This window comes from Clostridium sp. J1101437_171009_A5 (genome assembly GCF_015547905.1).
In the GTDB taxonomy this organism is placed as follows: Bacteria; Bacillota; Clostridia; order Oscillospirales; family Oscillospiraceae; genus Pseudoflavonifractor_A; species Pseudoflavonifractor_A gallinarum.
In genome coordinates this window covers 370324-394072 of sequence record NZ_JADMVY010000001.1, presented here as the reverse complement: position 1 = coordinate 394072, position 23749 = coordinate 370324, and the positions used below count along the sequence as shown (strand labels likewise).

At 64.6% G+C, this 23749-nt stretch carries 31 protein-coding genes; all 31 read right to left on the bottom strand.

Annotation, left to right across the window (positions count from 1 at the left end):
- Window positions 1–72 precede the first annotated feature (72 nt).
- The 31 genes from I2C21_RS02100 to I2C21_RS01950 all read right to left on the bottom strand — a co-directional run bounded on the left by I2C21_RS02100 (window position 73) and on the right by I2C21_RS01950 (window position 23701).
- Window positions 73–213: a hypothetical protein gene (locus tag I2C21_RS02100; RefSeq protein WP_195278387.1), complete on the bottom strand. Its 141-nt coding sequence runs from the start codon at window positions 211–213 to the stop codon at window positions 73–75.
- 7 nt (window positions 214–220) lie between these two features.
- Window positions 221–619 carry a four helix bundle protein gene (locus I2C21_RS02095; RefSeq protein WP_087219471.1) on the bottom strand — a complete coding sequence of 133 codons (399 nt, stop codon included), beginning with the start codon at window positions 617–619 and terminating at the stop codon, window positions 221–223.
- Between the two features lie 13 nt (window positions 620–632).
- Window positions 633–887 (bottom strand): hypothetical protein, encoded by a 255-nt coding sequence (locus I2C21_RS02090; RefSeq protein WP_110440180.1) that lies wholly within the window; start codon window positions 885–887, stop codon window positions 633–635.
- A gap of 3 nt (window positions 888–890) precedes the next feature.
- Window positions 891–1640 (bottom strand): hypothetical protein, encoded by a 750-nt coding sequence (locus I2C21_RS02085; RefSeq protein ID WP_195278386.1) that lies wholly within the window; start codon window positions 1638–1640, stop codon window positions 891–893.
- A gap of 15 nt (window positions 1641–1655) precedes the next feature.
- A complete protein-coding gene (locus tag I2C21_RS02080; RefSeq protein WP_016148053.1) occupies window positions 1656–2303 on the bottom strand; it encodes a phage tail protein I in 648 nt (215 codons plus the stop codon).
- Entirely contained in the window at window positions 2304–3398 is a 1095-nt protein-coding gene (locus I2C21_RS02075) for a baseplate J/gp47 family protein (RefSeq protein ID WP_502709451.1), read from the bottom strand.
- 311 nt (window positions 3399–3709) lie between these two features.
- Entirely contained in the window at window positions 3710–3982 is a 273-nt protein-coding gene (locus I2C21_RS02070; protein WP_195278384.1) for an early E1A protein, read from the bottom strand.
- A gap of 14 nt (window positions 3983–3996) precedes the next feature.
- The gene (locus tag I2C21_RS02065) at window positions 3997–4548 is read right to left on the bottom strand and encodes a hypothetical protein (RefSeq protein WP_087219482.1); all 552 of its coding nucleotides are present in this window, start codon (window positions 4546–4548) and stop codon (window positions 3997–3999) included.
- 18 nt (window positions 4549–4566) lie between these two features.
- Window positions 4567–4977 carry a pre-mRNA-splicing factor gene (locus I2C21_RS02060; protein ID WP_195278383.1) on the bottom strand — a complete coding sequence of 137 codons (411 nt, stop codon included), beginning with the start codon at window positions 4975–4977 and terminating at the stop codon, window positions 4567–4569.
- 2 nt (window positions 4978–4979) lie between these two features.
- Entirely contained in the window at window positions 4980–5900 is a 921-nt protein-coding gene (locus I2C21_RS02055) for a phage late control D family protein (protein WP_195278382.1), read from the bottom strand.
- Window positions 5901–5909: 9 nt separating this feature from the next.
- Window positions 5910–6134, bottom strand: a complete 225-nt coding sequence (locus tag I2C21_RS02050; protein WP_195278381.1) for a tail protein X — start codon at window positions 6132–6134, stop codon at window positions 5910–5912.
- On the bottom strand, window positions 6106–8217 hold the full coding sequence (locus tag I2C21_RS02045) for a phage tail tape measure protein (RefSeq protein ID WP_246960378.1): 2112 nt from the start codon (window positions 8215–8217) through the stop codon (window positions 6106–6108). Before I2C21_RS02045 ends, I2C21_RS02050 begins: the two co-directional genes overlap by 29 nt.
- Window positions 8218–8329: 112 nt before the next feature.
- Window positions 8330–8737: an early nodulin 20 (N-20) gene (locus I2C21_RS02040; protein ID WP_195278379.1), complete on the bottom strand. Its 408-nt coding sequence runs from the start codon at window positions 8735–8737 to the stop codon at window positions 8330–8332.
- Window positions 8738–8803: 66 nt separating this feature from the next.
- Window positions 8804–9316: a phage major tail tube protein gene (locus I2C21_RS02035; RefSeq protein WP_016148044.1), complete on the bottom strand. Its 513-nt coding sequence runs from the start codon at window positions 9314–9316 to the stop codon at window positions 8804–8806.
- Window positions 9316–10827 carry a phage tail sheath family protein gene (locus I2C21_RS02030; RefSeq protein WP_195278378.1) on the bottom strand — a complete coding sequence of 504 codons (1512 nt, stop codon included), beginning with the start codon at window positions 10825–10827 and terminating at the stop codon, window positions 9316–9318. The genes I2C21_RS02035 and I2C21_RS02030 overlap by 1 nt, the downstream gene beginning before the upstream one ends.
- Before the next feature lie 47 nt (window positions 10828–10874).
- Window positions 10875–11492, bottom strand: a complete 618-nt coding sequence (locus tag I2C21_RS02025; protein WP_195278377.1) for a hypothetical protein — start codon at window positions 11490–11492, stop codon at window positions 10875–10877.
- Between the two features lie 13 nt (window positions 11493–11505).
- Window positions 11506–11829 carry a head-tail joining protein gene (locus I2C21_RS02020; RefSeq protein ID WP_195278376.1) on the bottom strand — a complete coding sequence of 108 codons (324 nt, stop codon included), beginning with the start codon at window positions 11827–11829 and terminating at the stop codon, window positions 11506–11508.
- The gene (locus I2C21_RS02015; RefSeq protein ID WP_195278375.1) at window positions 11829–12254 is read right to left on the bottom strand and encodes a Rho termination factor N-terminal domain-containing protein; all 426 of its coding nucleotides are present in this window, start codon (window positions 12252–12254) and stop codon (window positions 11829–11831) included. Before I2C21_RS02015 ends, I2C21_RS02020 begins: the two co-directional genes overlap by 1 nt.
- Before the next feature lie 22 nt (window positions 12255–12276).
- Complete coding sequence (locus tag I2C21_RS02010; RefSeq protein ID WP_195278374.1) at window positions 12277–13350, bottom strand: major capsid protein; 1074 nt, start codon at window positions 13348–13350, stop codon at window positions 12277–12279.
- An 18-nt stretch (window positions 13351–13368) separates the two neighbouring features.
- Complete coding sequence (locus I2C21_RS02005; protein ID WP_195278373.1) at window positions 13369–13779, bottom strand: head decoration protein; 411 nt, start codon at window positions 13777–13779, stop codon at window positions 13369–13371.
- On the bottom strand, window positions 13779–14984 hold the full coding sequence (locus I2C21_RS02000; RefSeq protein ID WP_195278372.1) for a head maturation protease, ClpP-related: 1206 nt from the start codon (window positions 14982–14984) through the stop codon (window positions 13779–13781). The genes I2C21_RS02005 and I2C21_RS02000 overlap by 1 nt, the downstream gene beginning before the upstream one ends.
- On the bottom strand, window positions 14971–16548 hold the full coding sequence (locus I2C21_RS01995; RefSeq protein ID WP_330003080.1) for a phage portal protein: 1578 nt from the start codon (window positions 16546–16548) through the stop codon (window positions 14971–14973). Before I2C21_RS01995 ends, I2C21_RS02000 begins: the two co-directional genes overlap by 14 nt.
- A gap of 156 nt (window positions 16549–16704) precedes the next feature.
- Window positions 16705–16971, bottom strand: coding sequence for a DUF6148 family protein (locus I2C21_RS01990; RefSeq protein WP_118647711.1), 267 nt, complete (start codon window positions 16969–16971; stop codon window positions 16705–16707).
- A 15-nt stretch (window positions 16972–16986) separates the two neighbouring features.
- Window positions 16987–18909, bottom strand: coding sequence for a phage terminase large subunit family protein (locus tag I2C21_RS01985; protein WP_195278371.1), 1923 nt, complete (start codon window positions 18907–18909; stop codon window positions 16987–16989).
- Window positions 18893–19468: a protoporphyrinogen oxidase gene (locus tag I2C21_RS01980; protein WP_195278370.1), complete on the bottom strand. Its 576-nt coding sequence runs from the start codon at window positions 19466–19468 to the stop codon at window positions 18893–18895. The genes I2C21_RS01985 and I2C21_RS01980 overlap by 17 nt, the downstream gene beginning before the upstream one ends.
- A 254-nt stretch (window positions 19469–19722) precedes the next feature.
- Entirely contained in the window at window positions 19723–20376 is a 654-nt protein-coding gene (locus I2C21_RS01975; protein WP_195278501.1) for a serine/arginine repetitive matrix protein 2, read from the bottom strand.
- Window positions 20377–20544: 168 nt separating this feature from the next.
- Window positions 20545–21051 carry a DUF1492 domain-containing protein gene (locus tag I2C21_RS01970; RefSeq protein WP_195278369.1) on the bottom strand — a complete coding sequence of 169 codons (507 nt, stop codon included), beginning with the start codon at window positions 21049–21051 and terminating at the stop codon, window positions 20545–20547.
- A gap of 13 nt (window positions 21052–21064) precedes the next feature.
- Window positions 21065–22453 carry a site-specific DNA-methyltransferase gene (locus I2C21_RS01965; RefSeq protein ID WP_195278368.1) on the bottom strand — a complete coding sequence of 463 codons (1389 nt, stop codon included), beginning with the start codon at window positions 22451–22453 and terminating at the stop codon, window positions 21065–21067.
- A 13-nt stretch (window positions 22454–22466) separates the two neighbouring features.
- Window positions 22467–22784, bottom strand: coding sequence for a nucleoside triphosphate pyrophosphohydrolase family protein (locus tag I2C21_RS01960; protein ID WP_195278367.1), 318 nt, complete (start codon window positions 22782–22784; stop codon window positions 22467–22469).
- A complete protein-coding gene (locus tag I2C21_RS01955) occupies window positions 22784–23002 on the bottom strand; it encodes a hypothetical protein (RefSeq protein WP_195278366.1) in 219 nt (72 codons plus the stop codon). The genes I2C21_RS01960 and I2C21_RS01955 overlap by 1 nt, the downstream gene beginning before the upstream one ends.
- 15 nt (window positions 23003–23017) lie before the next feature.
- A complete protein-coding gene (locus I2C21_RS01950; protein ID WP_195278365.1) occupies window positions 23018–23701 on the bottom strand; it encodes a hypothetical protein in 684 nt (227 codons plus the stop codon).
- Window positions 23702–23749: the final 48 nt, after the last annotated feature.

Genomic DNA, 23749 nt, shown 5'->3' with positions numbered 1-23749 from the left:
GGCGCCGGGTGCGGGAGGGATACGCCTTCCTTGGATGATGGTGCACAGTGTTCGCCGGCCGTCTCCGGCCGGTTAATAAGTCGGGCTATCCATCGAAGCGGGGCGCAGGCCGTTGTTGCCGTTGTAGGCGTTGTTCCTGTTCAGCGTGCCGTCGGAATTGACGTTGCGGGCGTTGTTGGCCGACCCGGCACGAAAAAACAAGGCGTACCCCACGGGCTGCCTATTGATGACGCGCCTGCGCGTCCATCTTGGCGGCCCTTTCTTTATCGGATTTGTACCATTTGGCGGTCTGGTTTTTGACGCCGGCCGCCATCCGCGACCAGTGTGCAAAGGCGTCGTCGCCGAGCCCGCTGAGGATCTCGTGGGCGAGCTCGATGTGGTGGATCAGCTTCCGGCAGTTGCGCAGGGCCGAGCGTTGCGCCCGGTATCGCAGCTCCCGCTCCTGCGGGTCGGTCAGGAGCAGGTCGTTGGCTTCCATCAGGTCGGCGACGAGGTCGCTGGCCTCGTTCATCATCCGTTGCGCCAGCCCGAGCCGTTCCTTTTTGGGGAAGATGTTCGGGTTGCGCGTCTTGATGTAGGTGTGCTTCTCGAGCTCCTTGGCGTCGCTGATGACCTGCATCTCCGGGAGCTTTTCACGGCCGAAGGGCGGGCGGCCTACATTGGCCCGCTCGTATGGCCGCGAGTGTCCGTTGCTTGCCGTAGTACCTCACCTCCTCCCCTTTGATGGTGATCCTCGCGCCGGTGCCGTCGTAGGCGGTGCCCTGAATGACGATCACGCCGTCCTCACGCTTGCAGCATGAGCAGGGCGGCGCCAGCTCGACAAACAGGTGCGCGATGATGCAGGACGCCTCTGCGGGCGGGATCGGCGTGTAGCCGTAGCCGTCCATGGCTTAGCACTCGAGGCGCTGAAGCGTAGCGTTCCAGACGCCAGAGGTGAGGGTGATGCCGTCCAGATTGGCAAAGGTGATCTGGAAGGGGTTGGTCGTGATGTCGCCGAACACAGCGTCCCACAGGGTCGTGATCTTGCTGGTGTTCTGCTGGACGACGTTGCTCAGGTCGACCACGGCGGCCGCGGCCTGCTCTGCGATCCCGACGGCCTGCTGCGCGAGGAGGATGGCCTGATTGGCCGTGGCCTGCGCCGCGAGGGCGATGGCCTTGTAGTTTTCGTAGTCCTCCTTGGTGGCGTAGGCGTCCGCGGGGATGTAGGCGGTCACGTTGGTGGCCGTGCCGATGGCGGTGACGATGTCGATGGTTTTCTCGACGATGGTGGCGCCGCCGGTCGGCGGGATCCACTCGGCGAGGTCGCCGCAGTTGCCGTAGCAGTACAGCACCTCGCCCACGTCCTCGTCGGGATCGTCCGCATAAAGGCCGAGCTCGCGGTAGTAAAAGCCGTCGTTGGTCTGGTCGTTGGTGAACACGCCGCCCACGGTGACGGTGCCGTCGCCGTTCACGACGCATTTGGTGATGTCGATGGTCGCCTTCGGGCTGACCACACCGGTGAGGGAGCGGGGCGTCTGGCCCTCCTCGAGGTAGCCGTCGCCGAGGACGATCTTGGTGTAGTTGATCTGCTTGCCCGCCACGCCCTTCGCCAGAACGAGAAGGCCCGCGGCGGTGATGTCGTTGTTGATAAATGCGGCCATGTCTTTCTCCTTTCCTTAGTCTGAAGCGAGGACGCTGGTGCCGATGGTGACGGTCTCCCGGTTGTTGTCGTGGACGACGGCCCCGTGGTAGAGGTGGATCTCGTCCGTCCCCATGACGTGCCGCTCCTCGCCGTGCTCTCGCACGGCCATCCCGGCATAAAGGAACATCTCGCCGGTCAGGCAGATCAGGATCGCGTCGAGCCATGCGCTGCGCCGCTTTACGGTGCGCAGCAGCGAGAGGAACAGGTCGAGGTTTTCGTTGACGAGTCCCGGGTTGTCGCTCAGCACTTTGAAGTGGTAAGGCTTGCCGCCGTACTGATACCACTCCCTGACCTCCCCGGTGCCGAAGTAGTCGGCGATGATCTGCGCCACGGCGTAGGGGGTGCCGAGCTTGGCATAGACGCGGTCACTGTTGCGGATGACGGCCCGCTTGGTCTCGATGGGTGCGGTGCTGTCATACCACTGGATGTTCAGCTCCCACGCCATCTCGTCCAGCTCGGCCTCGCTGAGCTGGTCGATCTTGTCCCACCTGCTCAGCAGCTTCAGACGGGCGAAGGCGTCCCGGGATAGGGTGTCGCAGCCGGCGGCCAGCCCGCGGTCGGCGCCGTCCTGTGCCATCCACGAGGGCAGGAGCTTGATCATCTCGACTTCGCTGAGTCGCATTTAGACCACCTCGCTCTCTGTCTTATGGCTGACAGTCAGGTGCCCGCTGAACTTGGCGACCTGCGTGTCGCTGACGGGTGTGTAGACCGGCTTGGTCACGTCCACGCGGAAGGCGCCGGTCAGGTTTTCGCCCCACGACGGGCAGAGGATCCGCTTGCGGAGCTGGTCGGGGTTGATGTCCCGGCCCAGCGCGCCCACCTGCCACTCGTTGTAGCGGTCGATGGCGCCGCCGGTGCCTTCCACATTGGCGACGACCTCGGCCTCCGTCTCGGGGGTGGTGTAGTAGACGATCTCGATGTCGTAGGTGATGACCTCGGGCGCCACGGCCGTGACCACGTCGGTGAGCGGCCGGATGTCCGAGGCGTTGCACGCCTCCAGCACCTTCTCGAGGATGCTCTCGTCGGGGACGGCGCCGCCCTCCAGCAGGGGGACAATCTTGACACAGCCCTCGAGGGTGCGGGTGATGGTGATGTCGAGGCTCGTGGCGTCCGCAAGGGCGCCCTTGAGCTCGATGGTCAGCAGGTCGTCGGTGTAGTCCACAGTGTAGTCGGTGTCCTCCACGCCGGCCGTGCTCTCCCCGTGCTCCTTGACGATCAGGGTGTCCGGCAGCAGCCGGCCGCCGCCGATGAAGGCGTGGCCGTCGTAGACCGTGAGGGTGCGGCTGATGGTTTCCGTCTCGCTGACGGCCCGGGCGTCGATGATGGAGCTGTCGGCCGTCATGGCCCAGTAGATGTAAGCCTGTTCCGGCCCGGCCGTAGACCGGGACGCCGGCGCCAGTCGGATGCGCTCGCGCAGCCGGTTGTCGCCTTCCTCGGTGTAGGGCTCGCCGTCGTCGCCGCCGGCCGTCGCCGTGATGTTGGTGACGCTCTCGATGTAGGGGATCAGGTCGACGAGGGTGGTGATGGTGCCCGGGGCGTACCCGTTGTACTCGGTGCCGTTGCTGACGGCCGAGGTCGGGATCTCCACGGAGTAGGCGCCGGCCTGAAGGACGGCGATCTCGTCGGTGGCAAAGTAGTGGTCGCTGTCCGGCGTCACCTTCGTCCACTTCGGGATGATGATGTTGTTGGGCTGCGGCGTGCTCACGGAGAAGCGCATGGTCGTCTTTGCCGGGGATCCTTCCAGCCGGTGGACATCCAGCCGCTCGCCGATGGCGTCCAGCACCTCGCCCCGCGCATAGCGGAGAAGGGTCTGCCGCCCGGTGTCGTCGAGGCTGTTGTAGAGGGCGACGAACACGGCCACGAGCCCCTCGCCGAAGATCCGGCGCTCGTCGCCGGGGTACAGAGGCTCGCCGGCGCCCTTTTCGAGCGCAGCGATCAGGGTGTTGTAGATGGCCGTCGCGTCGGTGGTGGTGAGGTGGATGTCGTCGCCGTAGGTGTTGGTCTCGTCGCTCATGCTGTTCACCTCCTTCAGAGTGTGTTGTCAATGCTGGCCCGCAGCTCGAAGTCGCCGGTCTGCGCGACCAGCGCGACCAGATCGGACGAGCTCAGGCGCACGCGGGGCTCGTAGGTTTCCACGACGAACTCCACGTCGGCGGCCAGATCGTTGGCAGCCGTCCCGCTCGGCTTGTCGATCAGGGTGCGGTCGATCCCCTTGATGCGCTCGTATGGCACCTCGCCGCGGATGGTCTTTAGGAGGTTTTGCACGCAGGTCTCGGGCGCTGCGTTGCCGCTTGCTTTCATGGGATCACCTCGCTTTAGGTCAGTTGGGTGTTGTTGGGTTTCTTTGCAGCTTTGTCGCTGCTGGATGCGCCGACGGTGATGGCGCTCAGGCGCGGGCCGACGCCGGTGGAGACTCCGGCCGGGGACGAGCTGCCCCCGTTGGAGCTGCCGGCGGTCGCCTTCTTGCTGCTGGCCTCCTCGGCGTACTCGGTCAGGTTGATGGTGATCTTGCCCTTGAGGATCCGGCCGAAGTTGTCGACCGTGGTGTCGCCGAGGCTCACGCCAGTGAGCTGAAGGTTGGCCGGGCCGAAGCGCGTGCCGCCGAGGTAGAAGGGGGCGTACTGACCCACCAGCGCCGTCCACGACTCGTACTCGCCGCGGACATCGCAGCCCACGGCGACGCCGAGATCGAAGTCGAAGCTCATGCTCTGGAGCTTGAGCGCCTTGGTCTTGGTGGCCGGGGATCCCGCCTTGTCGTCGCTGTTCTCGGTGTCCAGCTCCACGCTGGCCGAGACGCCATTCAGGGCGGCGATCCGCTCGGGGGAGACGCCCCATGTCTTGCCGTTCCACGATGCCATGACGGACATGATGCTTGGCCTCCTTCCTTAGTGCGGGCCGGTTGTCTCTCCGTGCGGTGCGGTGTGGGTGTGACTGGTCAGGCTGATGCCGCCGGCCGTGACATCGGCCGACGGTACGCTGACGCCCTTGTCCTGCACGGTGAGCGCGCCCTTCTTGATGGTGATGTCGCCGGGGACGATGCCGGGCCACTCCCCGTCCATGCGGGAGAGGATCAGGCCGGTGCCGTCCTCGAACATAGCGTAGGCGACTTCGACGCCGGGGCTCAGGTTTCCCATGTCCCCGCGCAGATACCACGGGATCGTCAGCGGCCTCGTGACGAGGCTGTCGGCGGTGCTCGGGAGCACCCGGGCCGTGGTCTTGTCGCCGTTTCTGTCGGGCTCGCCCTCGATGCTCGAGATCTTGCCCTTTTGGATCATTTGGGTGTTGCTGTTTGGCATGGTCAATATCCCTCCAGAGGCTTGCGCAGATAGAGCTTGCTCCGGGTCTTGACGTAGTCGTGCCGGATCCGGCTCACGAAGGCCGTGCCGTCCCACGAGGCGACGCCCTCGGTGGAGAGCGTCACCACGGAGCCCGCCGCGTACTCGCGCAGCAGCGTCCCCGTCCAGAGCGTTGCGACGGTCGCCTCTTTGTTGGCGTCCCGGAGCAGGCCCTTGGCGAAGCGGTCGGCCTCTGCTTGGTCAGTCATGCGGAAAGGGAGGATCTTGCGCAGCACCTTGTCGCCCCCGGCCGGCGCCGAGAAGGTGCCGGTCAGGCCGCCGTTGACGGCCTCGGCCGAGCCGTAGGCGTAGGCGCCCTCGTCCCGGTACTCGAAGTCGTTGGCCGGCGTGATGGTGATGGTGTCGACGGGCTGCTGGCCCTCCATGTATGCCTCGTCGTAGACGACCAGCTTGCCGTCATAGACTAAAAAAGCCGCGCCCTCGAGGGTGCAGCGTGCCTGAAGAAAAGCGAAGTCGGGGAGGTTGTTCTGCTCGACGTAGTCGTAGGTCTGGTCGGTGATGCCGTAGGTCTCGACCGTGAGGCCGTGCCGGCCGGCGATCTCTTGGATCAGTTGCAGGAACTTGACCTTTTCCCACGACTTGCTCCTCTTGTCCTTGGTGGATTGCGGGGCCGAGTAGGCCCGCAGGGTTATGAGGCCGGACTCAGGGACGACGCTCTCGACGAACATCTTGCCCGTCTTGGCGGTGCCGTCCTCGACGGCGATGGTGTCGCCCTTCTTGGGGCTCCACCTGTCCCACAGCTCCCGGGTGTCGTTGAGCTTGAGCAGCAGCTCGTCGCTCTGCTTGTCTGCGTACATATCGTGATAGCAGCGGTGGACGCTGATCTCGGGGTAGATGTCCGTCCCCTCGTAGATGATTTTCACAGGGCAGACTCACCTCCTCCACGGCGGCAAGGTGTCGGGCGTCTCCACGGTCTCGACGATGGGGATCCGCACGGCCTCGCCGCCCTCGAAGATCAGCACGTCGCAGAGGTCGCGGTTGGCGTTGATGATGGTGCTCGCCATTCGCTCCTCGTTATAGGCTGCCAGCGCGATGCTGTCGAAGGTGTCGCCGCCTTGCGCGGTGTAATCAATATAGCCGACTATCCGCTGTGACATAGGCGCCGCCCTCCCTTCTTGCGAGTGCTTCGAGGATGAAGTCGATGAACTCCGGCTCCAGATCCCGCAGCTTTCGGATCAGGGCGTCCTCGTCGGTGTTGCCGTCGACCTTGATCGTGGGGCTGAAGGACAGGCCGCTCAGGTCATAGACCACGGACGTGCCCGAGCCGGAGCTGATGGGCTCATAGCTGCCCTCGTCCATAGCGCCGAGCATTTCGCCGGCGCGGGCCCAGTAGGACAGGTTTTGCGCCCTATATGCAGGGTTGAAGCTGATGACGGCCTCGGTCGGGTAGCGCGGATCCTCGCCCGCGATGGACGGGCCGCTCGTGAAGCCGCCGGTTGCGAAGCCGGAAGCCCCGCCACCCCCGCCGCCGCCGAACAGGCCGGCGATGCTGTTGATGACGCCCGCGCCGAAGCTCACGATCTTGCCGATGACGCTGGCGATGGTGCCGAGCACCGACGCGATGGGCTGAAGCAGCCCCAGCAGGGGGCTCAGGATCGGCATGATGGCATTGAGCAGCGACATCAGGGGCGGCAGCAGCGCCTCGACGATCTGCATGAGAGGGGGCACGAGGGGCATGATGACGCTGTTGACGATCTGAAGCGCGACCTCGAGCAGCGGGGTGATGACAGGCAGCAGGGCCGAGATCAGGCTGGTCAGGACGGGCAGGATCGTCGAGATGATCTGCGTCAGCATTGGCAGGATCGAGGTCAGGATGCTCACGATGGGCGGGAGGATGGCCTGCACGATCTGCATCAGCGGCGGGAGTAGCTGCTGCGCCAGCTCGAGGAGCGGCGGCAGGAAGGCCGAGATCAGCTGCGAGAGCAGCGGAAGCAGCCCGGCGGCCAGTTGCGAGACCATGGGGAGCACGGTCTGGAGGGCCTGCCCCATTCCCATGAGGAACTGCTGCACAAACGGCATACAAGCGTTGAGTGTTTCCGTGATGACGGGGGCGATGGCCTCGAAGGTCTCCCGCAGGATCGGCGCCAGAGCCGTCAGGGTGTTGGCGATCATGGACGCCATCGGCAGCAGCGAGACCTCAGCTGACCTCTTGATCGCCTCGAAGGCGCTGCCGAGGTCGTTGTACTTCACGTCGTTGATCTGCTGGAGAGCGGCCGCACCGTCGTAGGCTGCGGTCTCGATACTCGCCAGCACCGGCAGCACACCGGCTTCCAGATCCTCGAACTGTGTGCCGAACAGGGCCACGCCGGCCGCGTTGCGGGCGAGGGGGTCGTCCATACTGTTGAGGGCCTCGACGGTGTCGAAGAACGCGGCCTCCGCGGTGTCTCCACCTGCGGCGAAGGCTGCGAACATTTTGTCGGCGTTGAGGCCGAGGCTCTCGAAGGCTTCCCGGCTCGTGTCGCTGCCGTCCTTCGCTCTGATGTTGAACTCCTTGACGGCGTCGCCGACCTTGTCGATGGAGAACAGGCCGGCGTCAGCGCCCTCCACGAGGGTGCCGATGAACTGGTCGGCGCTGAGGCCGAGGGCCGCAAACTGTGGGCTGTACTCGTTCAGGGTGTCCAGCAGGTCGCCGTTTTTGTCTGCGCCGTTCTGCGCGCCCACGGCGATCAGGCCGTAGGCTTCCTCGGCGTCGATGCCGAAGTTTTTCATCAGGGCCGACGCTGCCCGGGCGCTCTCGCTGACATCGTAGTCGAACACGTCCCGCAGGTTGAAGCCGGCGGCGGTTGCTCGCTCCAGAGCTTCGCCGGTCAGGTCGCTGGCCTGCTGCGTTGCAGCCAGACCGTCGGCCACGTCGGCGAAGTCATCGCCGAGCCCTTGGGCGTAGATGTTCTTGACGCTTTCACCGAGCGCGTCCAGCTCGTCGCCGGTCGCCCCGGTTGCTGCCGAGAGCTGATTGATGGCCGTGTTGTACTCGTTGCCGAGGTCGGCCAGATACTTCCCGGCCTCCACGACCGCCTTGCCTGTTGCGACTGCGATGCCGCCCACAGCGCCGCCGACGGCCACGGCCTTCCAGTTGACGTTTTCCAGCTTGCCGGTGACATCGTCCAGCGCCTTGCCGAGTGACGGGTCAATGGTGCCGGCGAGACTCACGACGGCTTGCAGCATTTTATTTTTGGCCACTGGCGTCACCTCCTCCTATGCGGCCGGATGTGGGGGATCCTCGGCTTCGGGATCTTTGCCCGCTGCTTTTTCGCCTCCTCGGCCGCTTCGTAGTATTCGAGTAGGAAGTCGGTCAGGCGTTCCCGTCGGAGCTCTCCGACTGAGATGTGGAAGGCTCGGGAGTAGTCTCGGGCGAGCTCTCCGAGTCGTTTTGCTCGGAGGGTGCCCCCGACCTCGTTGTGGTAAAATTTCGGCCGATCCTCACCAGCTCCATGACATCGGGCCCGCTGATGCGCTCGAGGTCGGCGATGTCGATGTCGGGGTTGACGGCGGTGATCGCCATCATAGCGAGGTAGAGGTGCATGGAGTAGTCGAGCTCGGTGGCGCCGGCGCTGCCGCCCGCCTTGTGGGTGGTGGCGCGCAGCTTCAGCGCCTCGGCCTCGGCGAACATTCCCACGGTGATCGCGCCGGTGTCATAGGTCAGGGTCTTGACCTTCTTGCCGTTGATGGTGATGGGGTTGCTGAGTGTCAGCTTTTCCATGGTCGTTGTCTCCTTTCGTTGATAAAAAGAGGGACGCCGCCCACCTCGGGCGGCGCCCATCTGTTGTTACAGCACGCTGCGCAGATCTTTGACGTAGTCCACGCCGCCGATGCGCATGATGGTGTTGAGCTGGTCGATCAGGCAGAACTCCTCGCCGGCGACGAAAACCTGATAGCGGCTCACGGCCAGCGTGACCTCGTTCTCCGAAGGGTTGCCCGGATCCACGGACAGGCCCGGGATCAGCTTCGGGACACAGCGCATGAACGCCTTGCAGCCTTCGGTCTTGGTGGAGCCGTCGGCGTACTTGACATCCTGCGCCCATCTGACCTCCAGCGTCTTGCTCTCGAGCTGCACCATGGAGCGCAGCCCCTTGTCGATGCCGATCTTGGTGATGGCGGCCTCCATGCCTTCGATCTGGCCGGTCATGGGTGCGGTGTAGGTGCCCATCGCCTTATAATCGGCGGTCACATGGGTGACGGCCGGCAGGGTGATGGTCACGTCCTTGGCGACGAGGACGCCGTTGATGTACACGGTGTCGGCGAGGATGGGGCCCTTCAGGTCAAGCCACAGATTTGCCATTACTCGTCACCTCCTTCGTAGTAGACAGAGAAGCCGGCGTCGGTGTATGCGACGTACACGCTCGCAGACTTGAGGGGCGGGGTCGGGGTGACGGCGATGTCCCAGCGGAAGTCGCCGTTCATGATGTCGGTGGTGCTGTTCTCGCTCTCGAGGAACACGATCTGCGGCTCGCCCAGCAGCGCGCCCATGCTGACATACCCGTCGAGCTTCTCCTGCTCGCGGTTGATGATCTCGTCCTTGAGCGCCCGGGTCATGGGCTCGTCGATGCGCGGGCTCCACTCCCTCTGGAAGTCGTTGGTGATGTGCATGAGCATACGCATGGACACGTCGAAGATCGCCCGGGGATCCACGTCGGCGCCGTAGGTGTAGGCGGCGGTGTGGTCGCCCCACAGCACCCACTCGCCGCCCCATGCGACGGCCGTGCTGATGCCGTTCTGCGTCAGCTCCTTGCCCTCCTGCTGGCTGAAGCCGCGGTTGGTGGCGTTGGCCCCAAAATACTGCTTGATGATGGGGATCGCCTTGTTGCCGCAGGTCTCCATCGGCACGCTGTTGTGGCTGAAGTCGGCCCGCATGAGCTCGACCACGGCCAGCGTGCTCAGGTGGTAGATGTTGCCGAGGTTGTCGATGCCCTGCGGCCAGTAGACCTTCGACCGCTCGCCAGTGAAGGCGTTGTTCTTCTTCCACGCGATGGCCTTGGTGATGGTGTCGACCGCCTGCGCGCTGCTGTCCACGAGGGGCAGGTCAGCGACGACGAAGGCGTCCCAGTGGCCGTTGATCTTCTGGCTGGCGGTGAGCATGGCGTTGTAGACCGCCGGGCTCTGGCTCCAGCCGGGGGCGGCGATCAGGTTGCAGACCGCGAACTGCTCGGGGTAGAGCAGCGCGATGGAACTTAGGCCGCTGTACTCTCCGCCGGCCGTCACGCCGCCGATGATGTCGTCGTCCTCGATGGCGCTGTCGTCCACCTCGTAGAAGCTGGCCGTCAGGGTGCCGGTGAGCGGGGAGTCCGCGTTCAGGCTGGTGATGATGACGGTGCCCTTGGTGAAGTTATAGTCCACAGCGTAGTCGGTGCCCTCGGCGTAGTCGCCGCCTTCGCTCATGGCGATGGTCAGGGTGTCGAGGATGATGGTGGAGCTCGCAAACTCGGCCCGGCCGCCCGTGAAAGAAAGCTGCTGGGTGGTCTCGGTCGCCTTGCGGTGCTTGCCCGCAGACGGGTCGAGGACGTTGATGACGTAGATGGGGCCGATGTTCCCGAGGGTGTTGTTGAAGTGCGCGTTCATGACCTCGCAGAGCGTAAAGGTGCCCCAGTCGGCCGCATAGCCGAGCTTGCGCTGCGCGTCGATCATGTTGCTGAGCTTGATCGGCTCGTTGATGACGCCGGCGTCTGCGAAGCCGCGCACGAGGTTGACGGGCGCCGTGCCGATATAGACCGGCGTGGTGCCCGCCTGCACGGCGCTCTGTGCCACAGTCTCGCCGATGTGGCCGTATGCGCCGTAGAGGTATTCGTTTGCCATCTGCTTTTCCTCCTTTGCATAAAATTAGAGCAGCCGGCCGGCTGCCCTTAAAGCAGGTGTTGGTAGTCCTTCGGCGTGCGTGTCAGGGGCTCCTCGGCAGAAAACTCCACCCACGCGAACCAGTAGGGGTAGAAGTCCGGGACGGCGTCCTGCTCAGACACAGGGCCGAAGGTGATGCCGTCCTCCTTCATGACGCGCAGCGGGCCGATGTACTCGGCGTTCTCGATCATGCGGAGGGCCGTGTCCACAAAATTCCATGCGTCGCGCCAGCCCTCGCCGTTTTTCTCGAAGAAGGCCGCTGCCTCCTCGTTTTGCCACTGGACGTATGCGCCGCTGCCGTCGTTTTTCGGTTTGAAGATGTCGCGCCCGTGGTAGCCGGGATCCCACGCAGAGAAGCAAAGCCGGATCTTGATGCTCCTCGAGCTCATGGTCAGGCTGTCGGTGCCCTCCACGATCTGCACGCAGACCGAGGGGATGGGGGCCGGCACCTTTGGGGGCAATCTGTCCTTCGACGGGACGAAAAGCGAGAACGCGGTCGGGTTGACCAGCTTGTAGGGGTAGGAGGCGTCGGTCGCGCTGTCGTCGGGGAGCTTGAGCTGCACCATCGGGCAGACGGTGGAGCCCAGCCACTCCCGGACGGTCTCGATGCTGTTGACTATGGACACGGCTGCACCTCCTTTACATGGTCACGGTCTGGCCGAGCGCGATGGTGGCGACGCCCATGTCCTCGCTCCAGTCGTTGACGATATACTCGCGGCCGTCGATGTTGAGCCCTTCGCCCGCCGGGCGCCGGGGCGGCAGATCCTCGACTGCTGCATACAGCATGAGGGACGACTCTGCCACGCCCAGCTCTTGCCCCCCTTGGCGTTCCTTCAGGGCGTTGTCATCCAGCACGACGGTGATGGTCTTGCCGTCGACCTTGTGCTCCTCGCCGAACTCGGCGAGGTTGAGGAACACGAGGCAGCGGTCGTCAGCGACCATTTTCTTGAAGTCGAAGGCCATTAGACGGGATCCGCGGCGCCGATCTGAGGGGGCTCCTCATTGTCGCCGGTCTGGTCGTCGTCGGCCTCGTTGGCCGCCGCCTTCGCCTCCTCGATGGCGGCGATGACATCGGCCTTCTTGCGCATGGCAGAGGCGTCCACGCCGTAGGCGGCCGCCACTTCCTTCAGCTCGTCGAGCTTCATGTCCTCGTTGTACTCAGGAGCAGCGGCCGTGTCGTCGGTCTCGGGTGTGTCCTCGAGCTCCTGCTCCGACTTTACGGCCGGGGCAGGGGCCTCGGGCTGTTCGTCGACATACTTGGCGACGCCCTGCTTGACCAGACGGGCCTCGAGCTCGGGGTCGAACTTCTGAGGCCCGTCCGCATTGGTGATGGGGATAACCTTGCGGCCGTTATAGTAGCCGAAGGTGCCCGCGGTGATCTGGATCATGTTCGTGCTCCTTTCTGCCGGCTTAGTCCGTGGTCAGGACATCGGCGACGATCCACGGGTTTTTGTTGTTGGGGATCAGCAGCGGGCGGCTGGAGATGGTCAGCGTGCGGGTGTTGCCCTCGGCGCTGGACACATACTTCGGCACGCGGCGGCCGGCGTAGGTGTGGAACTCGCCGTCGGCCTGCTCCACCTGAGAGACGGCGCCATAGCAGGTGCGGCCCGCAGCGGGGGCGGTGAGGATGCACTTGCCGCTCGGGATGTAGAGCTGGTCGTTGCCGTCGTCATCGGTATAGGTCTCGTCGTAGGAGATCACGCTGATGATGCGGCCGTTGATATTCAGGCGGGCCATGATGGCAGCGCCCGGCGCCAGCTCCTCGGGGGCCACAGAGCCCAGCTCGTAGCGGCGGTTGTCGAGCATTTCCTTGATGTCGGGATCCTCGACGATGACATCGGCCACGTCAGGGGAGCACACGAGGTCGGCAGCACGCAGGCCGCGGCGGGTCAGCATACGGGCCATCGCGCCGAGGTCGGCGCGGATCTTGGCGCCCTCTGCGTCCCACTTGGTAGTCGGGGTGTAGGTGGCGGGGTTGCTGGCCTCGGTGTAGAAGCGGATCTCCATCTCGTCTCCCTTGTCGGAGTCGTCGGCGATGTGCTTCATGATGCAGCCGTTGGTCAGCATGGTCTCGGCGGCCATGGCCTCCTCGCGGTTGGTGATAAGGTCGCCCAGCTCGTCAGCGTCCCGTACAATGAGCACCTGCTGGCGCTGCTCGGGGGTGAGCTGAGAGTACAGGGCCTCACCGAAGCCACGCTTGCGCAGCTCGTCGAGGGTCAGAGTGCGGCGGGGAGCCACGAAGGGCGGGGTGTACCGCTCCATGGTGTAGCCCTTGCGCAGGATGGTGACGCCGCCCTTGCGGGGAGCGACGAAGGGCGCGAGCTTGCGCACGCCGTCACGGTACTCGACCAGCACATCCTCAGTGGAGAAGATGTCGCTCGCGTCGTTGGTCGGGAAATAGCGGTCGCGCAGGAAAGTCGCCGCAGGGGCGAGCTGCTGCACGGCCATGAGCAGCGTGTGGGTGTCGTAGAAGTTAAAAGGCATGATCTTGTCCTCCTTCTCTTAGTAGTCCAGCGCGTCGCTCAGCAGGATGCCGGCAGCGCGCAGAGCTTCCTCGTCGGCAGGCTTCAGGGCGTAGCCGGAGCCGCCGAAGATCAGCTTGTTGCGGGCGAAGTGGCCGGTGCGGTAGGCGGTGGCCTCCACGTCGGCGCCAGTGCCGATCTCGGTGTCGTCGCAGAGGATGGCATTGGCGGTCAGGGTCTCGTTGCTTGCGGCGGTGGTGCCGAGGGCGACCATCTTGCCGTCGCCAGCGGTGCCGCTGGAGAGGGCAAGAACAGTGCCGCGCTTGAGGGTAGCCTTTGCACTTGCCTCCTTGCGGATGGTCACGGTGAACACGTCGGCGACGGGCTCGTTGGTGACGATCAGGCCGTCGTAGTCCACGGTGCCGAGGTTTTCATCCAGTCTCTTGCTCATTACTTCTTACCTCCGTTCTTGGTGGTGTTGTAGATGCCGACGATGGCGTCGACCTTGGCCTTGTCATCGGCCTCGCTGCCTTCCTCGCCTCCATTGGGGGCGGCTCCGACATTGGCGGCGCCGGACTCGGCGTTGTCGTTGGCGGTGTCCTTCAGGTGCTTGGCGCCGAGGGCCGCCTGCTTCTGCATAGCCTTGAGCGCGAGCTGCTCAGCGGTGCAGGTGTTCTCGCCGTACTTGGCGTCCCTGACAAGCTGAGCGTCGCCCACACTGGCGGCGATGCTGTCGATGGCCTCGATGCGGGCCCGCTCCTGCGTGATGGCATTTGCGGCGGCCTGCTGCTCGATCTGAGCGACGAGGTCGGGGTGCTGTGCTCTCATTTCCTCGAGAGTCATGGGCTCATCTTCCTTTCTGTTTTCGCCGCCGTTCCCGGTCGGCTTATTTCCAGCCGCCGGGGCGGCGTGGATGCTGTTGATGCGGATCGTGCTCGGGACATTATGCAGCCCCTTGATGTTGTGCCGGATGCCGGCCACGAGGAGCACCTGCTTGTCGGCGCTCACACTGACATCAGGGCCGTCGCCCTCGAGCAGGGTGTCGGCGAAGCCGTTGTCGATGGCTTCCTGCCCGACCATCCATGTCTCGCGGGTCATCATGGTGCGGAGCTGTTCGACCGCGATCCCGGTCTTGGCGTGGTAGATCTCCGCGATGGCCCGCTCGCTGGCGTCGAAGTCCTTCTGGAGCTTCTTCAGGTCTGCGAGGGTGTAGTAGTCCATCAGCAGGCCCGCGACGCCGTGGATCATGACCATGCTGCCGGGGTAGACCTGCACCTCGTCGCCGGCGCAGGCGATGACGCTGGCCGCGCTGGCTGCGATGCCCTCCACGATGACGACCTTGTGGCCGCTCAGGCCCTTGATGGCGTTGTGGATGGCGATGCCGGTGTAGAGGTCGCCGCCGGTGCTGTTGATCTTGATGGTGATGTTGCTCTTGCCCTTGACGGCCGCGAGATCCTCCATGAAGCTCTCGGGAGCGATATAGAGGCCGGGCTCGGGCTCGCCCGTCCACCAGTCCACAGGCTGACGGCTCACGACGTCGCCGTAGAGGGTGATCTCGCCCTCGTCGTCGCCGATGCTGGCGACGTTCCAGAACTTGATCGGCGCGCCCGCAGTCTGAGGCCCGGCGCAGAGCCGGGGAGTGTTATGCGTTCTCATGCTTGTCTCCTTCCTTGATGCTTTTGATGGCCTCGGCGACGATTGCCTCCCGCAGAGCTGCGGAGATCGTGCCGCTGGCCGCTGTGCTCTGGTCGACCTGCCCCTGCGCTGCGCGCAGCTTTTCGTTTTCCCGAGTGAGCTGGTCGACGTTGGCGTCCCACTGACCGCCGTTGAGTCGGATGGTCGCCTGCTCTCTGGTCGTGATGCCTTCGCCGATGGCGAGGATCTCGGCCGTGATCTCCTTCGTCGGGTCGAGCTGTCCCTGAGAGGGGCCGATCCACTCGGCGCCGAGGTATGCGGCGCGGATCGCCGGATCTGCGAAGAAGCCCGGGGCGCTGATGCGGCCGCGGGCGACGGCTTCAGAGAGCCAGATCTCATATACCGGCGTGCAGAAGTCATCGACAAACCACTTGCGCCTCATGCGGAACGCCTTCCACGCCTCCATCAGGGCGGCGCGGCTGGCGCTGTACGAGCTGTTGAAGCTCTTGAGCAGAAGGTCGGCCGGGATCTCGAGTGCCGCGCCCACCTGTTCACAGATGGCGCGCAGGAATGTGTTGAAGCCACTGGCCGGCCGCTTGGGGTCTGCAAAGGTCACGTCCTCGCCGGGCTCCATGATGTTGATCTGGCCGGGGCCCATCTCGTACTCATTAGGATCTCGGCTCACCTCCGGCAGGCTGCTCCCGACCTCGTTGAACGGGTTGTCGCCGGCGCCTGCCTCGGTCTTGATGAAGGCCGTGAAAAACGACTCGACGACCGCCGCAGTCAGCTCGCTCTCGGTGTAGCGGCGAAGCTGGAGCAGGGGCTCGATGACCTGCGCGAGATAGCTGACGCCGCGGTATTGATCCGGGCGCTCGCTCTCCATGACGTGCAGGATGTTCGGCAGGCCAGTCCGCTCGCCGTATGCCTGAACACGGGCCCACGTTGTCGTCGTGCTGCCGAGCTCGAAGGGGTAGGTGCTGCGGATGTGGTACGCCTCAATCTGGCCGTCGCCGTTCACCTCGACGCCGTCGTAGATGGTGTTGCCGTTGGCCGCCTTGCCGGTGGTCAGCAGCATCGGGGTGATGATGCCGGAGGTCGTTGGCGTGGCGACTCGGTCGGCCTCGATCAGGTGCAGGCGTAGCGAGTAGGGCGTGAGCAGCGTCGGCTCGTACTGCTTCACGACGGCGAACACGTCGCCGCTGACCAGCCACGAGGAGAGTGCGAGCTGCTGCATGGCTGCGAAGTTGTTGACGCCGGTGGCGTCGCACGCCCTTTTATTCTCAGACCAGAGAGCGAACTCACGCTCGGCCTGAGCCTGCCATGCGTCGGCGGCCTCCTGCGTCATGCCGAGCGCCTCGCGGTCGATCCGACTCTTGAGCTGGAGGCCGATGCCGACGACGTTGGTGCGGTTGGTGCGGATGGCAGAGGTGGCGATCGGGGCCGCCATGTAAAGCATCCGGGCACGCTGCCGCAGGGTGTAGTTGTTGGCGTCGATGTCCTCCTTCGGGCTGCCGCTCATAGCTCTGAAGCCCTTGGTCGCCTTCTTGTGCCAGCTCGCGCCGGCGTCGCCGTAGCCCTTATTCACAGGGCGCGGCTGCTGCCGCCTGTTCTGTGGGCGGCTTCTGCTTTTTCTTTTGCTGATGGTGCTCACCTCCTTCATGGTGAAGATGGCCGAGTCGGGAGAAAAGGAGCGAAAACTCCCGGCGTCGGCCTATGAAAAAAGCCCCTTTCGGGGCTTCTTTCACCAGTCTCGGGGCACTACTCCCACAGCTTTTCGCGGCTTCTCGCCGTTCAGTGCGGCCTCGAGGGCTTCGATGTCTGCCTCGAGCTGTTTGATGGCGGCCCGGATGGATCCGAGGTCGGTGTTGTAGCGGGCCAGATTGCGCGAGCCGATGCCGTAGCTCTGGACGCCTCCGTCCAGCATCTCGGCCTCTCGCTTCAGGTAGAGCTCCAGCCGGTTCCTCTTGATGGAGAGCTGGTACTCGATTTGTTCGCGGGTCTTTCTCATTGTGGTGTGTCCTCCTTACCAGTCGTCGAAGGCGTCGGCCCGGTTGTGCCGTTGCCGCTGCCGTCGCTGTTGCGGGGCCTTCGGTTTTTCCTCCAGTCCTTGCAGGCGGCGCTCGATGGCGTCCATGTCGGGGTTGATGATCTTGAGGCCGGCGTTGGCGTAGTCGCGGCAGTCGAGGGCCTCGTTGCGGTTGTGCCCGGGCAGCTTCTCCCACGCCCAGCGGTCGCCGCGGCGCGTGTGCGTGAGCACCAGCTTCTCGGAGAGGAGCCCGTTGAAGAAATTGAGGTCATAACCGGCGTCGGGGTGCCGGTTGAAATGGCAGTATTTTGGCCCGGGCTCCTGCACCTTCAGATTAGCCATGATCGTCGCCTTGCCGGCGTCGACGCCGATGGTGTAGAGCCAGCAGGTGATCCGCTTGTTGTCGCGGATCGGCACCTTGCTCGGGGGCGAGACGAAGGGGATGCCGTCGCCGCCCTTGCCCTTGATGGCAAAGACGCGCTTGCCGACGCGGGCCCGGCACGCCTCATAGACCTCTTGGGCGAAGTGGCCGCCGGAGTCGACGCAGGTGATGGAGATCTTCAGGCCGCGGCCGTTTTTGAACTTGTAGACGTGGTCGACCACGTCGTCGAGTCGCTGCCAGACCTCCGGGGTGTCTGGCCGGCCCATGATGTAGCCCTTGACGACGCCCCACGTCTCGCCGTACTTCCCGTGGCCGACTACCTCGTATTCGAGGCGGTTGTCCTGAGTGTCGACGCCGCAGGTCAGCACGAGCACGCCGTCAGGCAGCTCCACAGGGGTGCCGTCCGGGCGGGTGCCGTAGTCCTCACGGCGGGCGAGCATGGTGTCCTCGTCCTCGAGGTCGCCGCGATCTTCCCACAGTTGGCCGAGCAGGGTGTTGTAGACGACCTTGAGGCGCTGCGGGTCATCCTTGGCGTCGAGGAACTTGAGGACGATTTTCTCCCACGGAGTCCACGGGCTCGAGAAGGCATTGAGCCAAAAAGAACGGACGCCCTTCTTGTAGGCGTCCGGGTTGTCGGCGATCCACTTGGCCGGCTGCTTTCGCATGACGTCCTCGGGGATCAGGCAGCCGCAGGCCGGGCAGCTCCACGAGACGCCGCTCTTGAGGCTCCACGACTTTTTCCCGCGGATCCTCTTGGCCTCCGGGTCGAAGTGGATATTGTCGAACACGATCTCGCTGTACTCCCCACACTCGGGGCAGCGGTGGCACCAGCGTTCCTGCGTGCCTTGGTAAAAACTCGTTTCGATGTTGCTGCTGCCCTTGATGGTCGGGGTGGAGACCTCGACCGCCTTGGCGTTGTAGAATGTGGCCTGACGTGCTTCGGCCAGCGCCCACGGGTCACCCTCGGTGCCGGCGCTGGTCGCCCAGCGGTCGCGCTCGTCGCCGATGATATAGCGGGCAGGCGTGGAGGCCAGAGCCGAGGCACTGTTGGAGCCGGTCAGGGTGAGCATCCCGCCCGGGAACGACTTCTGGAGGATCGTGTTGCCGCTGTCCTTGGCCTTGACGTCGTGCACCTTCGCCTTCAGGGGTTTGCTGTCGCGGATCATAGGGGCCACGCGGAGGCGGCTGAACTTCCGGGCGTCGTCGATGGTCGGGTGGACGTAGAGGATGCTGCCGGGGTCTTGGTCGATGATGTAGCCGATGATGTTGAGCTCGAGCTCAGACTTGCCGACCTGAGAGGCGGCCACCATGACTATTTTGTGCACCTTCGGATCCGTAAAGGCCCGCATGGGCTCCTCGAGGTACGGGGTGCGCTTGGTACGCCACGGGCCGGCCTCGGCTGAGCTTTCCGGGGAGAGGCGGCGGTGCTTGTCGGCCCACTCGTCCACGGTCAGGCTCTCAGGTGGGGCGAAGCGTTTGACCGCTCCGGCGATGGCGGTATTGAGCTTCGCGGCGGCTTTTTTAGTCGTCCGCGTCATCGGCGAGCTGCTCGCTCCAGCCTTCCCGATCCCTTACTCGCCGGGCGTACACCTCGGGATCGTATTTATAACCGGCCAGCTCCGTCAGGATCTTGTAGACCTCTGTGCGGATGATCTCAGACGCCTCGGCGGGTGTTGCTGCGCCGGTGACGTCGACGGCCAGACGGCCCGGCAGGGCCACGAGCATCGACCTGATATTGTAGACGAGGTCGGTCATCACAGCCTCGACATCCTCGCTGCGGTGCATGGTGCCCTCGAGCTCACTGAGCTGGAGGGCGGCGATGTCTGCCTTGCTGCGCTTGAGGTCAGCCTCAGCCTCCAAACGCCGGCCCTCGATCTCGCTGTCCTTCTTCGACGGTTCCCGGCCGTTGGCCTTGGCCGTCAGGTATCGGATGTACCTCTGGATCGTCGGCAGCAGGTCATAGCGGTTGGCGTTGCCTTCCTTGACCGCGGCGATGACGCCCTCCTTGGTGAGCTGCTGCACTCGGCGGGGCGTCATGTCGAACAGGGCCGCGATGGTCTTGCTGTCGACGAGCTTGTTGTTGGTTGGGTTCGGCATGGCGTTCCCTCCTTTCTGCCGCTCGGGCGAAACGAAACGGCCCGAAAAAAAATTTTCCCGGCTGCGCGTTTTTTGGGCTCGCCAGCACCGCAGGCGTTAGGGGTGCGTCACAGTACCTTCGGCCGCTCTGCGTGGCCGTGTGGGGCCTCTGTGTGCCCTTTGCGGCGCGTTTTCCTGCGCGTGTGTGTTGGCCTGCCCTCGCGTGCCCGGCCGCCTTGGCGGGCGTCCTGCTGGCCGTGGCGGCGGCCCGTGGGTCACAGGCCGAGGGCTCGCTTCATGTGGTGGTCGAGGCGCTTGGCCGTCTCGGTGTTGAGCCTCAGCATGATGGCCTCGTTGGTGCGGTCGCTGGTTATCATCTGCGGCACCGAGATGGTGGTCATCTTCTGGATGTCGGTGCGGGTCTTGCTCATGCGCTGGAATGGGATCCAGCTCGTGCCGTCGGCTTTGGTGTTGCCTGTCCCCATGAGGATCCAGTGAGACCGCTGCGAGTATGGCCCGCCCTTGGTGCGGGTGTTCTTGTAGCGGCCGATGACCTTCTTGCTGCCCTTGAGGATCTGCGCCTTCAGGGTGTAGCTCCTGCCAGCCGGCGGGGCCTTGGGTGTCATGCCGAAGTGCACAGGGGTCAGGAGCCGGCCCTTGTAGACGAGGGTGAGCTCCTCGATGGTCTCGCCTGTGATGCGGATGCTGCCCGCCATCTTCTTCGGCTTGCCTCCACTGGACGGCGTGATCTCTCCCTTCTTGATGTTGTAGACTGCCGTGACCTCCTGCGCTATCCAGCCGGGGGCCCGGGCCTTCACGTCCTTCACAGTGCTGCTGATGGCCTTGCGGCCGCCGGCCTCGATGGCCTGCATGTCTGCGACGAGCTGCCGCAGGTTTTCGATCTGGATGGATATGCTGCCGCCCGCCATGGTTGTCACCTCCTTCAGGGGAAAAGAAAAAAGCCGCCGGGCTTCTTGTGGTTGCCCGACGGCTTTCTCGCTGTCGTTGTTCGGTTGTTGGGCGGGTGTCCGGCGGTCTTTCGACATGGTACAGTGTAGCACAGGGCGCTACTGCCGTTCAATGGATTTTACTGCCCTTTACTGCCTTTTACTTCCCTTTACTGCCGGGGCCTCTGTCTCCTTCAGGATCTCGGCCATCCGCAGCAGGGCGCGGCCGTGGGCCTTGTATGTCCTGTTCTGGTAGCTGTCTATCCTCTCGAGGTAGTCCTGCCGATCACTGAACAGGACGGCACAGATCCCGTCCCAGTCTGCCCGGTCGAAGTAGCGCAGCCGCAGCACGGCGCGCTCGTCAGGGTTTTCCACCTGCCGGATCATCGCCTCGAGGGCGGCGCGTTCCTCGCGCTCCTCGGCGAGCCGTTCCTCGATCTGCTCCTCGAGCTCCATCTCCCGCAGCACCATCATCCCGGTGCGGTCAGTCGGTGTGCCGGAGCCCCGGGGCATACCCGTCATGTCAGGGCCGGGCGGCGCGGCCATGGAGATCTCCATGCGGCCGAGGCGTTCGTACTGGTTGTCTATTTCACGGAGCAGGCGGGTGTACTTCCCGAGCCGCTCCTTGATGTCGTGAGTGATCGGCTTGTCGCTCATTTAGGTCAGGGCGTCACTCCTGTCCACCTCCTTCCTCGTCAGGGTCGAAGATCCCGGCGATTTCCTCACGCGAGAGCTCTCGGCCTTGACGGACGCAGCGCACATTCTGTTTTCCTGTTATCCTGATGTATCGCTTGACGATGACATCCGTGAAGGCCGGCGTCAGCTCCATGGTGTAGGAGGGCTGGCCGTATGCCTCGCAGGCGGCCAGCGTGGTGCCGGAGCCGCCGAAGGGGTCATAGACGCCCCGGGCGAAGTCCGTGTTGTCGACGAGCTTCTCCAGCAGCTCGACCGGCTTCTGTGTTGGGTGCAGCTCATTCCCGGAGCGGGAGACGCTCAGGACGTTGCCGTAGCCCTTGTGGCCGTCGAAGTGCGTGGCGGCCCGGGCGGCGAACAGTATGAGCTCATGCTGCGAGCGCCAGCCGACGCCCATGCCCGGCGTGCCCTTGTCCCACACGAGCTCCGACTTGACGCCGAAGCCGGCGGCCTCGACGAGGTCGAACAGGTACACCCACATTCTCCAGTCGGTGAAGATGTAGGCATAGAGGCACGGGATGTCGGTGAGGGCCGCCCGGATCAGGTTTTGGTAGCCCCGGGTGCTGAGGATGTCGTTGGCGATCTTCGGGGCCTTGCCGTCCTTGCGCTCGGTGCCGATGCTGCCGGTCGACTTCTGTGACTCCTTGCTGCCGCCCGAGCAGTAGGGCGGGTCGGTCAGCAGGATCTCGGGCTTGTTGCCGTCGAGCAGCAGGGCGCGATCCTCCGGCCGGGTGCAGTCTCCGCAGAGAACGCGGTGCCGGCCGAGGATCCAGAGGTCGCCATACTGCGTGACCGGCGCGGCCGGGGCCGGGATCTCTGCGTCGGGGTCGTCGCTCGGTTCCTTGGTGTGCAGCGCCTCGGAGAGGGCCGTCACGATGTTGCCGTAGTCGTCCTCGGTGTAGCCGCTGAGCATGAACGGGATCTCGCCGGTGTCGATGTCGGCGAAAACCTCGGCGAGCATCTTGTTGTCGGTGGTTGCGAGCTCCGCAATGCGGTTGTCGGCCGTCAGATCAGCCAGCTCCTCGGCCTCGCTGGCGTAGTCCTGATAGTCGACCGGGGCGTCGGTCAGGTCATCGAGCTGCGCGGCCATGAGACGACCGTGGCCCTTGGTGACGAGCCCGCTGCGCTTGCTGACGGTGATCGGGGCGCGCCAGCCGGTCGCCCGGATGATAGAGGCGAGGAGCTTGATCTGCTCCGGCGGGTGCTGGTTGGGGTTCTTGGGGTTGGGCCGCAGATCCTTCAGCGGGACGATGGCGTCGTGTGCGCAGAACACGGGGACGCTGCCGGCGTATGCCTTCGGCGTGGCCGTGGTGCTGTACTCCTCGATCTCGGGGCCGGTCTGCGGCTGCGGTTTGTCTTTTGCCATGTGGTTCCTCCTTTCAGCCGCGGTGAGATGCCTCCGCTGCTGTGGCTGCGTCGAGGCGCTTCTTCAGGCGCTCCAGCTTGTACTCCTCAGCCTCGGCCGTGCTGCGGCCGAAGATGATGCGGAGCTGGTCGAGCATGATCTGGACGTCTGCCATCTCCTCGACCGTGTTCTCGAGTACAGCCTTGGCCTCTGCGGCGCAGCTCACGCGCTTCACCTTGCAGAGGGCTTTGGTCAGCTCTGCCATCTCCTCGACGGCCATGTCCATTTGTGCCGGCGCGCCGTAGGTCGTGATCGCACGATCCAGCAGGGCCCGGCGCTCCTCCGCGGTCATCACGGGCGGCCTCCCTTCGTCAGCTCTCTGACCAGTACGACCACGAGCACGATCACGATGATGGCGAGGGTGATGGCGGTCGGGATCCAGATTGGGGCCAGTACCCACAGCCAGCTCCAGTTGATGACGCCGGTGAGCTTCAGGACGATGAAGGCGACGGCGAGAAGGCCGCAGAAGCCGATCCCGCCGGCCGTCGTGTTGTTTCTTTCGTTGTTCATGTATTACCTCCAGTATTATTTGCCGAGCCCCTTCAGCGCGCAGGCTGTGCAGGCGGTTCGGACGTCAGGCTCCGGGACGTTATCGCGCAACGGCATGGTGAGGATCCCGCCGTCTCCGGGCTGGTGGGGCGAGAGGATGGGCTCAGGCTCGTCGGGGATCATGGTGTCGAGGAGCTCGTTGTACTTCTTGAATATAGCCTCCGACGCTGCGCTCCAGCTCTCGCCGTGCTCCGTGTCCTCCGGGGTGGCGACGTGGGCCAGCTCGTGCGCCAGCAGCTCAGGGGCGGCGCTGATGGGCGCCTCGGCCGAGATGCAGACGATCGGCGTGCTGCCGTCGTCGGGAAAGATGGTCAGGCCGTAGGCGGTGCCGTTGGTCTCGTCCCGCAGGTCGGGGACGTACTGCGCGACGTACTCGACGCCGGGGTAGAGCTCAGAGAAGGCCCGGGCCACGATGGCCGTCGGGTCGTTGATGAAGGGCGAGGCCATCGGGCCGATCTTCTCGTACTGCTTCAGGGCCGTGTAGGTCTCGCGCAGCATGGCCCGCACTTCGTCCTTCTTGATGCCGTTGATGGTGGGCCCGTTCAGGATCAGGTCGAGCATCCTGTCGCCCCAGTCCTGCATCAGGTGGGTCTCCGGCATACCGCAGCCGAAGGGCACGACGTCGACCTTCTCACGGGTGAGGGTTTCGTATTCTTTCACGGTGCTGCTCCTTTCAGAAAAGCCGAGCGGGCCGGAGCCCGCCCGGCG

Excerpts from the sequence above, each read along its gene's own strand:
- I2C21_RS01975 (WP_195278501.1), bottom strand. The coding sequence starts at position 20,376 with ATGGCGGGCGGCAGCATATCCATCCAGATCGAAAACCTGCGGCAGCTC.
- I2C21_RS01980 (WP_195278370.1), bottom strand. The coding sequence starts at position 19,468 with ATGCCGAACCCAACCAACAACAAGCTCGTCGACAGCAAGACCATCGCG.
- I2C21_RS01985 (WP_195278371.1), bottom strand. The coding sequence starts at position 18,909 with ATGACGCGGACGACTAAAAAAGCCGCCGCGAAGCTCAATACCGCCATC.
- I2C21_RS02070 (WP_195278384.1), bottom strand. The coding sequence starts at position 3,982 with ATGAAAGCAAGCGGCAACGCAGCGCCCGAGACCTGCGTGCAAAACCTC.
- I2C21_RS02035 (WP_016148044.1), bottom strand. The coding sequence starts at position 9,316 with ATGGCAAATCTGTGGCTTGACCTGAAGGGCCCCATCCTCGCCGACACC.
- I2C21_RS01970 (WP_195278369.1), bottom strand. The coding sequence starts at position 21,051 with ATGAGCGACAAGCCGATCACTCACGACATCAAGGAGCGGCTCGGGAAG.
- I2C21_RS02060 (WP_195278383.1), bottom strand. The coding sequence starts at position 4,977 with ATGCCAAACAGCAACACCCAAATGATCCAAAAGGGCAAGATCTCGAGC.
- I2C21_RS02040 (WP_195278379.1), bottom strand. The coding sequence starts at position 8,737 with ATGGAAAAGCTGACACTCAGCAACCCCATCACCATCAACGGCAAGAAG.
- I2C21_RS02065 (WP_087219482.1), bottom strand. The coding sequence starts at position 4,548 with ATGTCCGTCATGGCATCGTGGAACGGCAAGACATGGGGCGTCTCCCCC.
- I2C21_RS02075 (WP_502709451.1), bottom strand. The coding sequence starts at position 3,398 with ATGCGCTTCTCCGTGAGCACGCCGCAGCCCAACAACATCATCATCCCG.
- I2C21_RS02090 (WP_110440180.1), bottom strand. The coding sequence starts at position 887 with ATGGACGGCTACGGCTACACGCCGATCCCGCCCGCAGAGGCGTCCTGC.
- I2C21_RS02080 (WP_016148053.1), bottom strand. The coding sequence starts at position 2,303 with ATGCGACTCAGCGAAGTCGAGATGATCAAGCTCCTGCCCTCGTGGATG.
- I2C21_RS02000 (WP_195278372.1), bottom strand. The coding sequence starts at position 14,984 with ATGAGAACGCATAACACTCCCCGGCTCTGCGCCGGGCCTCAGACTGCG.
- I2C21_RS01955 (WP_195278366.1), bottom strand. The coding sequence starts at position 23,002 with ATGAACAACGAAAGAAACAACACGACGGCCGGCGGGATCGGCTTCTGC.
- I2C21_RS02005 (WP_195278373.1), bottom strand. The coding sequence starts at position 13,779 with ATGAGCAAGAGACTGGATGAAAACCTCGGCACCGTGGACTACGACGGC.
- I2C21_RS01960 (WP_195278367.1), bottom strand. The coding sequence starts at position 22,784 with ATGACCGCGGAGGAGCGCCGGGCCCTGCTGGATCGTGCGATCACGACC.
- I2C21_RS02015 (WP_195278375.1), bottom strand. The coding sequence starts at position 12,254 with ATGATCCAGATCACCGCGGGCACCTTCGGCTACTATAACGGCCGCAAG.
- I2C21_RS02030 (WP_195278378.1), bottom strand. The coding sequence starts at position 10,827 with ATGGCAAACGAATACCTCTACGGCGCATACGGCCACATCGGCGAGACT.
- I2C21_RS02085 (WP_195278386.1), bottom strand. The coding sequence starts at position 1,640 with ATGGCCGCATTTATCAACAACGACATCACCGCCGCGGGCCTTCTCGTT.
- I2C21_RS02095 (WP_087219471.1), bottom strand. The coding sequence starts at position 619 with ATGCAGGTCATCAGCGACGCCAAGGAGCTCGAGAAGCACACCTACATC.
- I2C21_RS02010 (WP_195278374.1), bottom strand. The coding sequence starts at position 13,350 with ATGCCTTTTAACTTCTACGACACCCACACGCTGCTCATGGCCGTGCAG.
- I2C21_RS01965 (WP_195278368.1), bottom strand. The coding sequence starts at position 22,453 with ATGGCAAAAGACAAACCGCAGCCGCAGACCGGCCCCGAGATCGAGGAG.
- I2C21_RS01990 (WP_118647711.1), bottom strand. The coding sequence starts at position 16,971 with ATGAGAAAGACCCGCGAACAAATCGAGTACCAGCTCTCCATCAAGAGG.
- I2C21_RS02020 (WP_195278376.1), bottom strand. The coding sequence starts at position 11,829 with ATGGCCTTCGACTTCAAGAAAATGGTCGCTGACGACCGCTGCCTCGTG.
- I2C21_RS02050 (WP_195278381.1), bottom strand. The coding sequence starts at position 6,134 with ATGTCACAGCGGATAGTCGGCTATATTGATTACACCGCGCAAGGCGGC.